Genomic DNA, 13,050 nt, shown 5'->3' with positions numbered 1-13,050 from the left:
AGTCGCTTTTCATCCCCTGTCTAAAAGCACCTAAGGCATTGCTACGCAATGCTTACTCAGGGGCTTTCAAACTTCCCAGTCTTTCTTGTAACACTAACTGCCATTCTTGAGTTTGCGGATTCCATTGGGGAGAGGAAGTTTCTCCCACAACATAGGGACCCCAATAACGTCGAGAACCATCTTGAGCAAAAGCCACCAAAATATCACCTTTCTCAAGTCTTAAATTAGCTTGAGGTAAAGATAAAACTAACCCGCTCTCACTTCCTTCTTCAGGAGCAAAATCCCAATGAGCCGGAATATCAGATTTAGATTTATTCGCAGTCGCACTTTTGAGGGATGATTGTCTAGCTAACAATGCTAGACGGACAGGTTGAGTAGTTTTGTTGCTCATGCGAAGCAATCCAGAAGCCTTGTTTTTACTATCAGAGTTAACCTGATAGGCTACAACTGTGGACTGATTTTTTTGCGGACTTGATTCTACTGAGTCACTTGGTGTACTATCTAAGTTAATTTCATCCCCATTTTTACCACTATTTGTCATCATAGATGGGGTTGTTTCTGGATTTGTAGACTGAAAAGATATCCGCATATCTAAGCATCCTGTCATGATCCCCACCAATCCTAATGCAGAAAAACCGATAGTGAAGTTACGATACCGATCAAGGAAGTTTTTCATAATGATATAGCTTTAGAAATAAGATTTTTTGTAAGCTAAACCCGATGGTTACAAATGATCCCCAACCGTAATTAGAGTGGTTTACTTAGGTTCTCCAAAATAAATTATCCAGTTTCATCAAGTCAAAACGACTTTTTCTGTTCCCTATTCCCATGCAAAATACTCGCTTGAACAACCTATTAGAAACAATTTTCAGTAGCTTGAGTGAATGGTTTCTGAATCCTTGGCGGCGGTTATCGCTAATACTAATTAGTTTTTTGTTTGGCTTTTTTTTGGGATCAGCAGTATCAACAACCGCTGGACAAAAGGCAGAATTAGACATTGTGGTTGCTGGATTTTTAGTGCTACTGACTGAAATTACCAGTAGAATATTTTACAGTCGGAGTTTTTTTGTTCGCCAAGCATTTTGGGTAGAAATACTCAACTATCTCAAGGTTGGTTTTATCTACAGTCTATTTCTAGAAGCGTTAAAACTGGGTTCGTGATTTTATGAGTAGTGAATGGTTGAGTCAAGTTTTAACAACAGACACATCTTGGCAAGTGTCAGCACAAGTCGCAGCATTGGCAGATCCTTTGCGAGCTAAGGTGTTTAATATTACTTCTGATAATGTGGCTGAAGTTATCCAAAGGAGAGGGGATTTACTGAAGTTAGTTTTCCCTAATTTTAGTCAATTTTGTCAAACTACCCTAAAAATTCAACCCCCAGAAGTGTTACAGGTATTGTGGGATTTATGGCTACCCTTGGGAATCCAAATTGCAGCACAACGTCAACAGTTAGGGAAACCTTTTGTCCAGGGAATTTTAGGCGCACAAGGAACTGGTAAAACTACAATGTCCCAGATACTGGGTTTGATTCTCCAGCAGTTAGGATATCGAACGTTAAGTTTGTCTTTGGATGACTTGTACAAAACTTATAGCGATCGCTTGGCCTTAATGCAGCAGGATTCCCGGTTGCTTTGGCGTGGTCCGCCCGGAACCCACGATATCCATCTAGCTACAAGTTTACTCGATCAAATTCATCAAGGCAACAGTCCTGTGATAGTTCCTAGATTTGATAAATCTGCTCATGGCGGTGCAGGCGATCGCACTACTCCTGAAGTTATCACAAATCCTATAGATATTGTTCTGTTTGAAGGCTGGTTTGTGGGCGTAAAACCAATTCCTCCTAAAGTGTTATTAACTCCACCACCACCTATTCTTACAGACGTAGATAAACAATTTGCCTCTGATATGAATAATCAGCTAAAAGATTATTTACCACTGTGGGAAAGATTAGATAGTTTAATAGTTCTTTATCCCACAGATTACCGTTATTCTTTAGCATGGCGCAAGCAAGCAGAAAGACAAATGATTGCTGCTGGTAAATCAGGAATGACTGACGCAGAAATAGAAGAATTTGTAAATTATTTTTGGCGTTCTTTACATCCAGAATTATTCATTAATCCCTTAATTCAATCATCATCTGTTGATTTAGTTATTGAAATTAATGCTGATCATAGTTTTGGGAAAATTAGAAAAGCTATCTGAGATTATTAAATTCATCTTCTGTAATTTCTAATTGTTTAAGAATTTCCTGGAATAGCCAACTGCCGATTTCAGCATTTCCATGAATAGGAATAGTTGTTGCGCGACCATCGGGATGCTTCCAGCGAGCATGACTACCTTTTTGACGAATTTTCTCAAAGCCTAATTTTTTGGCAACTTTTTCTAAAGTTTTGGCTTTAGCTGGCATAAGCAATAGTTACCTCAATATCATTAGGCAAGGATTTACCAGCCTCTAAATATTCTGCTGATATCATTTCAAAAACATGGTTTAACTCTGAACGAGCTTCTTCATGGGTTTTTCCCCACGCATGACATCCTTTAATTGCTGGAACGTAAGCAACAAATGTTCCATTATCATCGGGGCGTAAAATAATTGTATAGTCAATTAGTTTTTTGTTTATCATATTATTTCCTGTTAAATACTTGCGATTAAAAAGGCGAATTTCCTGACTCATGGGCGAGGAAACCCCGCCCCTACTGACAAACTACTTTCCTGTTTGCAGTGTTTCCACTAAATCATAAAAAGGTTGCCAATTATCATCTTCAGTGATTCTTTCCCAAACAGACTCAATTACAGGTCTTAATAATGCTGTTTTGGGATTAGCTTCAATCAAAGTTTGGTGAATTTTATCCATTTGTTCAGGATCAAAATGATTAAGAATTTGATGATAGAGGAAACACCAATTATCAAAAGTGGCTGATTTTCCTAATGCGGGGCTAAGTTCTGAACCATTCATCACAAAAGCTGGATCATCTCGCCATTTACTAGAAAAGGTAGCAGCTATATCAGCAAAGAATTGATGATAACCAACTTGACTATCATGTAAAAAGGTAATAGTTAACCGCAAAAATTCATCAGCTTCCTCTAATTGTAAATTTTCAAAACCCAATTTTTTCAACATCAAAGCTCGATATTCAGCCTGGTAATATTCAGCAAACTTAGATAAAGCAATATCCAAATCACCTTGGTGAATTATCGCCTTTAAAGGTTCTTGCAAAAGTTCTAAATTTAATTTGCAAATCCCTGGTTGTTGACTGTAACAATAACGTTTATAATAATCGAAATATGCCGCCGTAAATTGGAGATCGTAAGTAGGAATAAAGGCATAGGGTCCATAGTCAAAACTTTCCCCGGTAATTGACATATTATCAGTATTCAGAACTGCATGACAAAAACCCGCTGCCATCCATTGTGCTACTAATTCGGCGACACGCTGTACTAATTCGGCATAAAATAAGGCATATTTATCATTTTCAGCTTGCAAATGCGGGTAATATTGTTCAATTACATGATCTAACAGTTTTTGAGTTAAATCATGTCGTTTGAAATAGTTTAATCGTTCAAAAGTACCAAAACGGATATGAGATTTACTCATGCGAATCATGACAGAAGAACGAGTTGGAGAAGGTTCATCACCGCGCCACAAACCCAAACCCGTTTCAATCATACTTAAACAGCGAGAAGTGCAAACGCCTAAACGATGAAGTGCTTCAGCGGCGAGAACTTCCCGCACTCCTCCTTTAAGTGTTAGCATTCCGTCACCACCGCGAGAGTAGGGGGTTCTTCCCGAACCTTTTGTGCCAAAATCATATAATTCCCCATCAATACCCCGCACTTGTCCATAGAGAAAGCCTCTACCGTCACCTAATTGGGAGTTATATTGTCCAAATTGATAACCGTGATAACGTAGTGCTAACAGCGGTTCTCTTCCCTCAAATTTACCAAAAGCATTAATAAAATCTTCGTCTTTAACTACTTGGGGCGCAACTCCTAAGCGTGGCAGTAGTGCGTCATTGCGCCAGCGTAACATAAGTTGGGGAAATTCCTCGGCTGCAACTTGATCATAGTAGTCGTTACCTAAAGACTCTAGGGCTGATTCATAGTTGAGGGTAAGCAAAGGATTAGTAGCATGAGTATGATTGAGAGTTTCATCCAGAGTCATTATAATTACGCTTAATTGATATTTATTTAATGATAGACAAAAAAGCTTACGATCTTTCTATTTAATAACGTATCTTTCTGAAGAACAGCAACGAGAAGCTTATGAAAATTATTTATCTTCTTGAGGATAAAATCAATATCTGATTAAAATTACAATATGATTAAGTTAATCAACTTAAACAGATAAATGAATGCGTAAACAAGTTATCGAATATACATCTCCACTAGATGCGTTGATTGCCCTTACCAAACAGTTAAATGTTTATGAAATCAAGTACCAAATGAGTTCAGAAGATTTTTTTGCCAAATATAACCAAGGAAAAACTTCTGATGATGAAGTGTTTGTCGAATGGGCAGGAAATTATCAGCATTATCTAGCTTTACATCAAGAAATAACCAGCAAACTCCAAGATGTCGCGTAAACTTATCCAAGCGTATTTAGATGAAATTGAGCAACTTTCACTCAATTGCTCTAATGCATACATTGAGGAATATAGTGCAGTCATTTTAACGACAGAGCGGGCTAATCTCCGCATTAGGATACGTTTTGCAATTAGATATTTACTAGCAGTCAGTGAAGCCTTTGTTGTTGTAGATAATCAGATTAAATATATTGATTACCGCTATCACTTTCAAGATGAGCAAAATAGTCTGATTTTTCGTTATGACAGTACACCACACTTTCCCAACTTGTCTAGTTTCCCCCACCATAAACATCTTTTTGACAATGTAATTGCTTGCGAAAAACCACATATAGCTGATGTTCTACAAGAAGTGATGGAGTTTTTAAAGTAGCTTATAAAAATAATATATCTTCTTGAGAATGATAAATAAAAAAATAGATCCCCGACTTCTTCAAGAAGTCGGGGATCTAAGGATTACAATATTCACATAAACTAGGATCAGCAAATTCTTGATTGTTAGGAAATAATTGTTGTTGGGTAAAACCGCATTTTTGACATTGAAAAATTACTGCTTTAATTAATGAAGTTGGCTGATGACAAAGTTCACAAGGTAGTCCAGGTATTTTTTGATTAATCATAAAACCAGGAGTATGACATTGGGGACATAAACTATTAATTTTATTAATTAAGTCTTGAGTAGCGAGAGCAATATTTTTCATCCTGGTAGGATTATACATTGCTCTCATATCTGTTTCTATATTAAATTTATTATCAGATGTGTTTTTTATGGCAGTTTCTACGGAATTGATTAGGTTTTCTTTGCTGGTAATACCTTTAATAAATTGTGTTTTTCCTGTAGATATATTATCAAATGAAATTACTAAACCATGTTCAGGAAAACCAACTTTGTGAGCAAATTCTTCAGCTTCTTCTAAACTAGATATAGTTTGATGATTAAAATTAGTTTCCATAGAAAATACTTCACCAATAATTTCTAAATCATTTTCTTGATCCAGAAAAATAATGATTTCTCGGTTAGCATAAATATAGGGAATTAGGGGATGAGGTGCAAAACTTCCTTCACTAGCAATTGCTATTTCTTCATCATACATTTCCAAGGCTTTTTTAGCTTTTAACCTAGCAGTAATAATTTGTGTATCTGGACGTTTAATTTCTCTAGTAAAAGTTCCAAAAACATCAGTATTTAAGCCTTGAGGAACTATCAAATTAATTCCTAAATGTTCTTTCAATAAAGGAGAAATTACTTTTTCTTTATTGTGCATCGTCGCCAAAATAGCCACGCGATTATTATATATTGACATAATTTATTTCTCCATAATTATCTTTAGATCCCCGACTTTTTGGAGAAGTTGGGGATCTGGTGTATTATAAATGCGATCGCCAGTGGGGATTTGTTAAACTTGTAAAAATATGATCTTCCCATTTACCATTAATCATTAAATAATCTCTAGCATATCCTTCAACTACAAAACCAGCCCTTTTAAGAACATTACCACTGCGGCGATTATGGGGCATATAATTAGCCATAATTCGGTGCAGATTTAATTCTTGAAAAACATACTTAGTGGAAATAGACAAGGCTTCTGTCATGTAACCATAACCTTGTGCTGATTCTGCTAAACTGTATCCTAATTGACAAAATTGAGCAGCACTATAGACAAAGTTGCTAAAATTAGCAGTCCCCACAATTTGTCTAGGCTGATGTTTTCGATAAATAAATAGTTTTAATGAATAGTTGTTCACAAATTCCCAGAAACTCGTTTCTACTTGATACTCCCAATAATCGTCAGTGAAAAAGTTTTCATCCCATTGAGGATAAAATGGCGTAAGATATTCTTTATTTTCCGTAAAATATTTGAGTATGTAGGGAATATCCTCCATCACTGCCATTCTTAATATTAGGCGATCGCTTGTCAGAATTGGTGGCTCTGATGTCATATCCTCAAATTTAAATATTTTGTATCAGCTATACTAATTTGAACATTAAACCAAAAGACTGCAAAAAGGATAATTACGGTGGGAATACGCTACAATTGGCAACCAACAGAGATATTGACAATATATAATACACCATTTCTAGAGCTAATTTATCAAGCTGCTACAGTGCATCGTCAATATCACAAACCTGAACAAATACAAGTTTGTAAACTTATCTCCATTAAAACTGGTGCTTGTCCAGAAGATTGCGGTTACTGCGCTCAATCTTCTCGCTACAAAACCGAGGTAAAACCCGAAGCACTGTTAGAAAAAGAAACGGTGATAAATATTGCCAAAACAGCTAAAGAAAGCGGTGTAAGTCGCGTTTGTATGGGTGCTGCTTGGAGAGAAGTTCGGGACAATTCCCAATTTGAAGAAGTCCTGGATATGGTCAAGGACGTAACCGACATGGGTTTAGAGGTATGCTGTACCTTGGGAATGTTGACAGAGAACCAGGCAAAGCGGTTAGAGGATGCGGGATTGTATGCTTATAACCATAATCTCGACACCTCAGAGGAATATTACAGCACAGTGATTACGACTCGAACTTATAGCGATCGCTTAAATACCATTGCCAATGTTCGCCAAACTAATGTTACCGTATGTTCGGGCGGTATTCTCGGTTTAGGGGAAAATGTGAGCGATAGAGTCGGAATGTTACATACTCTCTCAAATTTACAACCTCACCCCGAATCTGTACCCATCAATATTCTTTCCCAAGTTCCCGGTACACCTTTAGAAAATCAACCTGATGTCCCTATTTGGGATGTGGTGCGGATGATTGCGACTGCTAGAATTATTATGCCTAAATCTGACGTGCGGTTGAGTGCAGGTAGGGCGAGACTTTCCCAAGTAGAACAAGCTTTATGCTTCATGGCTGGTGCTAATTCCATCTTCTCCAGCGATGATAATAAAATGTTGACGGTGACAACTCCCTGTCCTGATTATGACGCAGACAAAGAAATGTTGAATTTGCTTGGTTTGGAAATGCGTCCCCCATTTCAAAAGCAGGAAAAAACACCTAATGCAGTGATGATATAACAATTAAAAATTACCTCTCCCTGACTGGGAGAGGACTCGAATATGCTAGAATTTAGGATTAACTTTAAGCAGGTGATGAAGATGACACAATCCACACCCCAAAGAGTTGTCCGTCGTGGTCGAGTATTTCCCGAAATTCAGTGGACTGATGAACAAAAAGCTCAGGAAAAAGCTAGAAGACAGGCATTTTCTGATCGTTGTTGGGTAATTTTTGAGCGGTTAAAACCAGAAATATTAGATAAATATTATGGTTGGTATATTGCTATTGAACCTGATAGCGGTGATTATTTTATTGATCAAGATCAAGAAGTAGCCAGTAAAATAGCCAGAGAAAAGTATCCTCATGTCATTCATCATATTTATGGCATTAATGAAACGGGAGTTAGTGGCAGAATATGATTGAGGGAAGATTTGGAGATAAAGGTCAAATTTATTTGGAAATTGATTTAATTGATGGAGATAATTTCAGTTTTCCTGTAGAAACAATGTTAGACACAGGATTTACTGAATATTTAGCCATGAATAAACAAGATGTACAAAGTCTTGATTGGCCTTTTTTACGTCAGAATAAATTAAGAACTGCTCAAGGAGAAACTGAATTTGATGTTTATCATGGTAGGGTAATTATAGATGGTCAAGAGTTTGAAGTTCCTGTATTTGCTGGAGATGAAATACAGGAAATTTTATTAGGTTCTCGATGGTTGAAGTTGTTTATTTTAGTCGCTAATTATGGTGGACATAGGGTGAGTTTAGCGTTAATTTAATTATAAAGTTATACTTTAGGAGATTAATAGATTAGTTATTTAGTCTAGCATTTTGGCATACCTTTTCTTGAAAAGTTATGATTTTAGACTTCAGATTCATTAGATATAAATTGCTCTATATCATCTAAAGAAAGATTTAGGGATTGAGCTATTTGCTCTGCTGTAAGTCCTAATCTTACGAGATTTAAAACTACTTCTAATTTTGCTTTTTTTCTCACATTTTCTACAGCATTGAGACTTTCTACTCCTATGATCTCTGATTCAGCTTTAACAATATCTGTATCTGATTGTTGAGAATTATTAGAACATAGATTAATACTACCAATTTGATTACCAAGAACTGTAAATGCTGAGTTTGTGATAATAATACGTTCTATGTTTGCCCGAAAGTTAGATTTATTAGTAGTTTCTTGTAGTGCTTCAGAGAGTTTTTGCCACAGCGCATAAGCTTCATCTTTAACATGACCTTCAGTACAGTTACTCTCTCTAGCAACTTGTGCATACTTTTGATTCTCAAAGACTCCCCGAAGTATTGCTATTTGCAAGCTATTGAGATGTTGCCCTGTTTGATTAAATAAGAGATCATCTACGTATTTCAGCACTTCTTGCCAACTCATAAATAAATTTGCGTAACTCTCCGCTATTATCCGATACTTTCCGCCTAACGTAAAGTTTCTTTATAAAACTTCCTACTAAATCCGCTATGTTCCGTCTTTTAATCTATACATCTTTATGAAATACTCCATAGATACAATGTTAAATATCATCAAGTAAACAATACAACTCATGCTAGATAAAAATTTGCCAGAAGAATCCAAGCGTCTTGCAGAAAACATAGCTGAACAATTTAAACTTGAACGCGATAAAGAATTTACATTTTTGCTCGTAGGTCGATCTGGTGTTGGTAAATCTAGCACAGCTAACAGTCTTATGGGAAAAAAAATTGCTCCTGTTGGTAAATTTGAGCCAACAACAATGACTGTTGAAAGGTATAAAAGTGAAATTGGAGGGGTAAAGTTTACAATAATTGATACACCTGGGTTGTGCGATGATTTAGAAAAGAAAGGGAACGACTATGAGTATCTAGAACGAATCAGGTTAAATACAAGTCGTATTGATCTAATGTGGTTTGTTACGGAACTGGATGAGAACAGGGTTCTCTCTGATGAAAAAAGAGGTATTAAGCTAATTTCTGAAGCTTTTAACCCTAAAATATGGGAACAAGCAATTATCGTCTTCACCTGTGCAGATAAAGTTTCACCAGAAGAGTATCCTGAATTTTTGGAAAAACGCACGGAATTAATTCGCAAGGAAATTTCTACGTATTCGGGAATAGCAATTGCCAATAATATTCCTTCTATTGCAGTGAGCAATATCAAAGAATTTACTCCCGATGGTGAACGCTGGTTAGGAGAACTCTACACACAAGTTTACACGCGTATGGCGAGAGAAGGGGCTGGAGCATTCTTTATGTCAACTGTTGAGCGTATTCAACCACCAAAAATTGAACGTGAAATAGTTTATGTACCCAGTCCACCACCAACAGCACCAGCAATATATTTGAATGAACGACAAGCAGGAATTGTCAGAAACAGAACTGTAGATATAATAATTCAATCCACAGAAGCAGGTGCAGTAACAGGTCAAATGATTGGTGAAGCAATCGGTTCAATTGGCGGACCAGTTGTTTCAGAACTATTGGGAAAAGGTGGTGAAGTAGTTGGCGGTACAGTTGGTGCGCTAGTGGGCGTATGGAAGGGTATATTTGGATAAGTAATTTATGCGTAAGTATTTGCTTGTTGGGCGGACTGGAGTAGGTAAATCCAGTTTTATTAACTCAGTATTTGGCGAATATATTGCTGAAACAGCAAAATATGAAGCCTGTACAAGAGTTATTGAGCATTATGCTTATAATAGTCCTTGGGGAGATGTCTGTCTGATTGATACCCCAGGGCTGGCTGAAGATGATCTTGAGTGTGACAATAAATACTTAGGCTTAATTCAACAGAAAGTCAATTTAAAACAAACTTTTGCAACTTTTTATATCAGTCGTCTTGATGATACGCGCTTTCGTCCTGATGAAAAACGAACACTATCTAGACTAACTGAACATTTAGGATCACAAATCTGGAGTCGGACAATTTTGATCTTGACTTTTGCTGCGTCTGTTCCGTTTCACCGGAGAGATGAAGCAACTAAGCAAAGATACGAAGATATACGAAACTACCTGCGACAAATTACCTATAATCAGTCTTATAATTTTCATGATTATTGGCTTATTGATAATATGATTGAAGACTGGGCAGATAGTGCTTTACCAATATCAACAATTTTTAAGCTTTAGTAGGCGTTCTCTAAGACTATCAATAATCCTCAGTCGACGCTGATTGATATCAACAATGGAGGAGAAAATAAAAATTAATGGTGATGTCATTTATAATAGAATTATAGCCTAGTAGTAGAGGTGAAACTATGACCATTGAACAAGCAGTTTTAGAAAATCTGCGAGAGTTACCAACCGATAAACAACAGGAAGTTTTAGATTTTATTCAATTTCTCAAACATAAATTACCACCAAATAAACCAACTTTTAATTCTGACGGTGAAAATTTCTGGGAAATGACCTTGCGATTTCGAGAACGGATGGAAAGAGAAGGTATTGAATTTACAGATGATGATTTTGCCAATCTTAGAGATCGCAGTCCAGGACGAGAGGTGGAACTGTGACTTTTCGTTTTCTTTTAGACACTAATATTATTTCGGAAATTAACAAAAAAATCCCTAATAAATTAGTAGTTGATAAAATGAATCAGTACCAAGGTGAAGTAGCTACAGCTTCGGTAGTTATTCATGAATTATTATTTGGCTGTTTACATTTACCTCCTGAATCTGGAAGAAAACGTTTTTTAGAAGATTATATTGAAGAAATACCTGTTAAAATGCCAGTTCTTGATTATGATATCAATACTGCAAAATGGCACGCACAGGAAAGAGCTAGATTATCGAAAATTGGTAAAACACCTGCTTTTATTGATGGACAAATTGCCAGTATTGCCTTCTGCAATGACTTGATTTTAGTAACAAATAATGTGGCAGATTTTCAGGATTTTGAGGATCTGATAATTGAGAATTGGTTTATTAAATGAGGGACTAACTGTAGAACAAATTGCTCGGATACTTGAGTTAGAGATAGAAATGGTGAAAACTTGCAATCAAACAGCAAAGTAGTAAATAGACATTTGATAATCTGATTGAAACCGATACCTAAACCCACATAAAGTGGGTTTAATTAGCGTCTAATTGTAGAATTAAAGGATCTTAGCTCCGCGTAGACCAAATAGCAAGCCAACTGCCACACCCATAAACACGCCTAAAAAGACAATATATTCAACTACAGCCATTTGTTTTGCTCCAGATTAGTTACTTATTTCTATTCAATCATCAATAATTATTAAAGGGAACAGGGAATAGAAAAGAGGTTGTCAACTTGGGGTAAAATACCTAGACAAGTTATTATATTAGGGTTAGGGAATGACTTCTGTAATTAAAGTAGATATACCTGAAAAGTCTTATGATATTACCATTGCACCTGGGAGTTTAGATCAACTAGGTGAACAAATGGCGAGTTTGAAACTAGGTAAAAAGGTATTGCTAGTTTCCAACCCAATGATATTTAAATATTATGGCGAAAGAGCGATCGCATCTTTGCAAAATGCCGGTTTTGAAGTTGTCAGCTACAACCTACCCCCCGGTGAACGCTACAAAACTCTCAACTCCATTCAAAAACTTTACGACATCGCCCTGGAAAATCGCCTAGAACGCTCCTCAACAATGGTTGCCTTGGGAGGAGGGGTAATTGGTGATATGACAGGCTTTGCTGCCGCTACATGGCTCAGAGGCATCAATGTCGTGCAAGTCCCCACCAGTCTCTTAGCAATGGTAGATTCAGCTATTGGTGGCAAAACCGGCGTAAATCATCCCCACGGTAAAAACTTGATTGGTGCATTTCATCAACCCAGTCTAGTTTTAATTGACCCAGAAGTCTTAAAAACCCTGCCTGCTAGGGAATTTCGGGCAGGAATGGCAGAGGTGATCAAATACGGAATCATTTGGGACACCGAGTTATTTACTCAACTAACAGCAAGCAAACACCTTGATCAACTCCGCTATGTAAAATCCGACCTGATAAACAGCATATTAACTCATTCCTGTCAAGCAAAGGCAGATGTAGTTAGCAAAGATGAAAAAGAATCTGGACTGAGGGCAATTTTAAATTATGGTCATACCATTGGTCATGCGGTGGAAAGTCTCACAGAGTATCGTCTGTTTAAACATGGTGAAGCTGTAGGCATTGGTATGGTAGCAGCGGGAGAAATTGCTGTAAAATTGGGACTTTGGCAACAAGCAGACGCAGAACGTCAAAACGCCTTAATCAAAAAAGCAGGTTTACCCACCCAAATACCCGCAGATTTAGATATTGAAGCTCTTATTGATGCTTTGCAATTGGACAAAAAAGTTAAATCTGGTAAAGTCCGCTTTGTATTACCAACCCAAATTGGTGCAGTCAAAGTTACCGACGAAGTACCAACGGAAATAATTCGAGAAGTATTATTAGGGAATAGGAGTCAGGAGTCAGGAGTTTAGAAAGAAGAAGAAGAAGAAGAAAATTCTTCCCCCGCT

At 36.9% G+C, this 13,050-nt stretch carries 20 protein-coding genes; 12 read left to right on the top strand and 8 right to left on the bottom strand.

Features of this window, described 5'->3' with window-relative positions; all coding sequences use genetic code 11:
* Nucleotides 1-52: 52 nt before the first annotated feature.
* Complete coding sequence (locus AN490_RS00280; RefSeq protein ID WP_299998804.1) at nucleotides 53-676, bottom strand: hypothetical protein; 624 nt, start codon at nucleotides 674-676, stop codon at nucleotides 53-55.
* A 152-nt stretch (nucleotides 677-828) separates the two neighbouring features.
* Here AN490_RS00280 and AN490_RS00275 point away from each other — a divergent pair, with 152 nt between their 5' ends.
* Nucleotides 829-1,161: a DUF565 domain-containing protein gene (locus AN490_RS00275; protein WP_015081524.1), complete on the top strand. Its 333-nt coding sequence runs from the start codon at nucleotides 829-831 to the stop codon at nucleotides 1,159-1,161.
* Between the two features lie 4 nt (nucleotides 1,162-1,165).
* Entirely contained in the window at nucleotides 1,166-2,203 is a 1,038-nt protein-coding gene (locus tag AN490_RS00270) for a glycerate kinase (RefSeq protein WP_299998801.1), read from the top strand.
* On the opposite strand, the gene AN490_RS00265 is transcribed toward AN490_RS00270, so the two are convergent.
* From AN490_RS00265 to AN490_RS00255, 3 genes are read right to left on the bottom strand one after another with little or no spacing between them, the layout of a single operon-like run.
* Nucleotides 2,196-2,408 (bottom strand): type II toxin-antitoxin system HicA family toxin, encoded by a 213-nt coding sequence (locus AN490_RS00265; RefSeq protein ID WP_148765312.1) that lies wholly within the window; start codon nucleotides 2,406-2,408, stop codon nucleotides 2,196-2,198. The genes AN490_RS00270 and AN490_RS00265 overlap by 8 nt on opposite strands.
* Nucleotides 2,398-2,676 (bottom strand): type II toxin-antitoxin system HicB family antitoxin, encoded by a 279-nt coding sequence (locus AN490_RS00260; RefSeq protein ID WP_366925002.1) that lies wholly within the window; start codon nucleotides 2,674-2,676, stop codon nucleotides 2,398-2,400. The genes AN490_RS00265 and AN490_RS00260 overlap by 11 nt, the downstream gene beginning before the upstream one ends.
* A gap of 30 nt (nucleotides 2,677-2,706) precedes the next feature.
* Nucleotides 2,707-4,164, bottom strand: a complete 1,458-nt coding sequence (locus tag AN490_RS00255; RefSeq protein ID WP_299998795.1) for a YdiU family protein — start codon at nucleotides 4,162-4,164, stop codon at nucleotides 2,707-2,709.
* 190 nt (nucleotides 4,165-4,354) lie between these two features.
* Between AN490_RS00255 and tumA the strand changes: the two genes are divergently transcribed.
* Entirely contained in the window at nucleotides 4,355-4,585 is a 231-nt protein-coding gene (gene tumA, locus AN490_RS00250) for an antitoxin TumA (protein WP_168650309.1), read from the top strand.
* Nucleotides 4,575-4,958 carry a toxin TumE gene (gene tumE / locus AN490_RS00245; RefSeq protein ID WP_168696555.1) on the top strand — a complete coding sequence of 128 codons (384 nt, stop codon included), beginning with the start codon at nucleotides 4,575-4,577 and terminating at the stop codon, nucleotides 4,956-4,958. Before tumA ends, tumE begins: the two co-directional genes overlap by 11 nt.
* Nucleotides 4,959-5,034: 76 nt before the next feature.
* Here the strand turns inward: tumE and AN490_RS00240 are convergent, their stop codons facing one another.
* Nucleotides 5,035-5,889 (bottom strand): DUF6671 family protein, encoded by an 855-nt coding sequence (locus tag AN490_RS00240; RefSeq protein WP_299998789.1) that lies wholly within the window; start codon nucleotides 5,887-5,889, stop codon nucleotides 5,035-5,037.
* 64 nt (nucleotides 5,890-5,953) lie between these two features.
* Nucleotides 5,954-6,526, bottom strand: a complete 573-nt coding sequence (locus tag AN490_RS00235) for a GNAT family N-acetyltransferase (protein WP_299998787.1) — start codon at nucleotides 6,524-6,526, stop codon at nucleotides 5,954-5,956.
* A 78-nt stretch (nucleotides 6,527-6,604) separates the two neighbouring features.
* Here AN490_RS00235 and bioB point away from each other — a divergent pair, with 78 nt between their 5' ends.
* From bioB to AN490_RS00220, 3 genes are all read left to right on the top strand, one after another.
* Nucleotides 6,605-7,606 (top strand): biotin synthase BioB, encoded by a 1,002-nt coding sequence (gene bioB / locus AN490_RS00230; protein WP_299998785.1) that lies wholly within the window; start codon nucleotides 6,605-6,607, stop codon nucleotides 7,604-7,606.
* Between the two features lie 81 nt (nucleotides 7,607-7,687).
* Nucleotides 7,688-8,005: a hypothetical protein gene (locus AN490_RS00225; RefSeq protein ID WP_299998783.1), complete on the top strand. Its 318-nt coding sequence runs from the start codon at nucleotides 7,688-7,690 to the stop codon at nucleotides 8,003-8,005.
* Complete coding sequence (locus tag AN490_RS00220; RefSeq protein ID WP_053538912.1) at nucleotides 8,002-8,370, top strand: aspartyl protease; 369 nt, start codon at nucleotides 8,002-8,004, stop codon at nucleotides 8,368-8,370. The genes AN490_RS00225 and AN490_RS00220 overlap by 4 nt, the downstream gene beginning before the upstream one ends.
* Before the next feature lie 83 nt (nucleotides 8,371-8,453).
* Here AN490_RS00220 and AN490_RS00215 read toward each other — a convergent pair whose 3' ends face one another.
* On the bottom strand, nucleotides 8,454-8,987 hold the full coding sequence (locus AN490_RS00215; RefSeq protein WP_299998779.1) for a hypothetical protein: 534 nt from the start codon (nucleotides 8,985-8,987) through the stop codon (nucleotides 8,454-8,456).
* Between the two features lie 169 nt (nucleotides 8,988-9,156).
* On the opposite strand from AN490_RS00215, the gene AN490_RS00210 reads away from it, so the two are divergent.
* The 4 genes from AN490_RS00210 to AN490_RS00195 all read left to right on the top strand — a co-directional run bounded on the left by AN490_RS00210 (nucleotide 9,157) and on the right by AN490_RS00195 (nucleotide 11,516).
* Complete coding sequence (locus AN490_RS00210) at nucleotides 9,157-10,143, top strand: GTPase (protein WP_299998777.1); 987 nt, start codon at nucleotides 9,157-9,159, stop codon at nucleotides 10,141-10,143.
* Between the two features lie 7 nt (nucleotides 10,144-10,150).
* Nucleotides 10,151-10,714 (top strand): GTPase, encoded by a 564-nt coding sequence (locus AN490_RS00205; RefSeq protein ID WP_299998775.1) that lies wholly within the window; start codon nucleotides 10,151-10,153, stop codon nucleotides 10,712-10,714.
* A gap of 128 nt (nucleotides 10,715-10,842) precedes the next feature.
* The gene (locus AN490_RS00200) at nucleotides 10,843-11,097 is read left to right on the top strand and encodes a hypothetical protein (protein ID WP_299998773.1); all 255 of its coding nucleotides are present in this window, start codon (nucleotides 10,843-10,845) and stop codon (nucleotides 11,095-11,097) included.
* On the top strand, nucleotides 11,094-11,516 hold the full coding sequence (locus tag AN490_RS00195) for a type II toxin-antitoxin system VapC family toxin (RefSeq protein ID WP_299998771.1): 423 nt from the start codon (nucleotides 11,094-11,096) through the stop codon (nucleotides 11,514-11,516). Before AN490_RS00200 ends, AN490_RS00195 begins: the two co-directional genes overlap by 4 nt.
* A gap of 162 nt (nucleotides 11,517-11,678) precedes the next feature.
* On the opposite strand, the gene petL is transcribed toward AN490_RS00195, so the two are convergent.
* On the bottom strand, nucleotides 11,679-11,771 hold the full coding sequence (petL, locus tag AN490_RS00190; RefSeq protein ID WP_035081422.1) for a cytochrome b6-f complex subunit PetL: 93 nt from the start codon (nucleotides 11,769-11,771) through the stop codon (nucleotides 11,679-11,681).
* Nucleotides 11,772-11,901: 130 nt separating this feature from the next.
* Between petL and aroB the strand changes: the two genes are divergently transcribed.
* Entirely contained in the window at nucleotides 11,902-13,014 is a 1,113-nt protein-coding gene (aroB, locus tag AN490_RS00185) for a 3-dehydroquinate synthase (protein WP_299998766.1), read from the top strand.
* Nucleotides 13,015-13,050 lie beyond the last annotated feature (36 nt).

The organism is Anabaena sp. AL09, assembly GCF_001672255.1.
Classification (GTDB): domain Bacteria; phylum Cyanobacteriota; class Cyanobacteriia; order Cyanobacteriales; family Nostocaceae; genus Dolichospermum; species Dolichospermum lemmermannii.
Note: the sequence above shows the minus strand (reverse complement) of the source record. Positions and strands in the feature narration are given on the sequence as shown.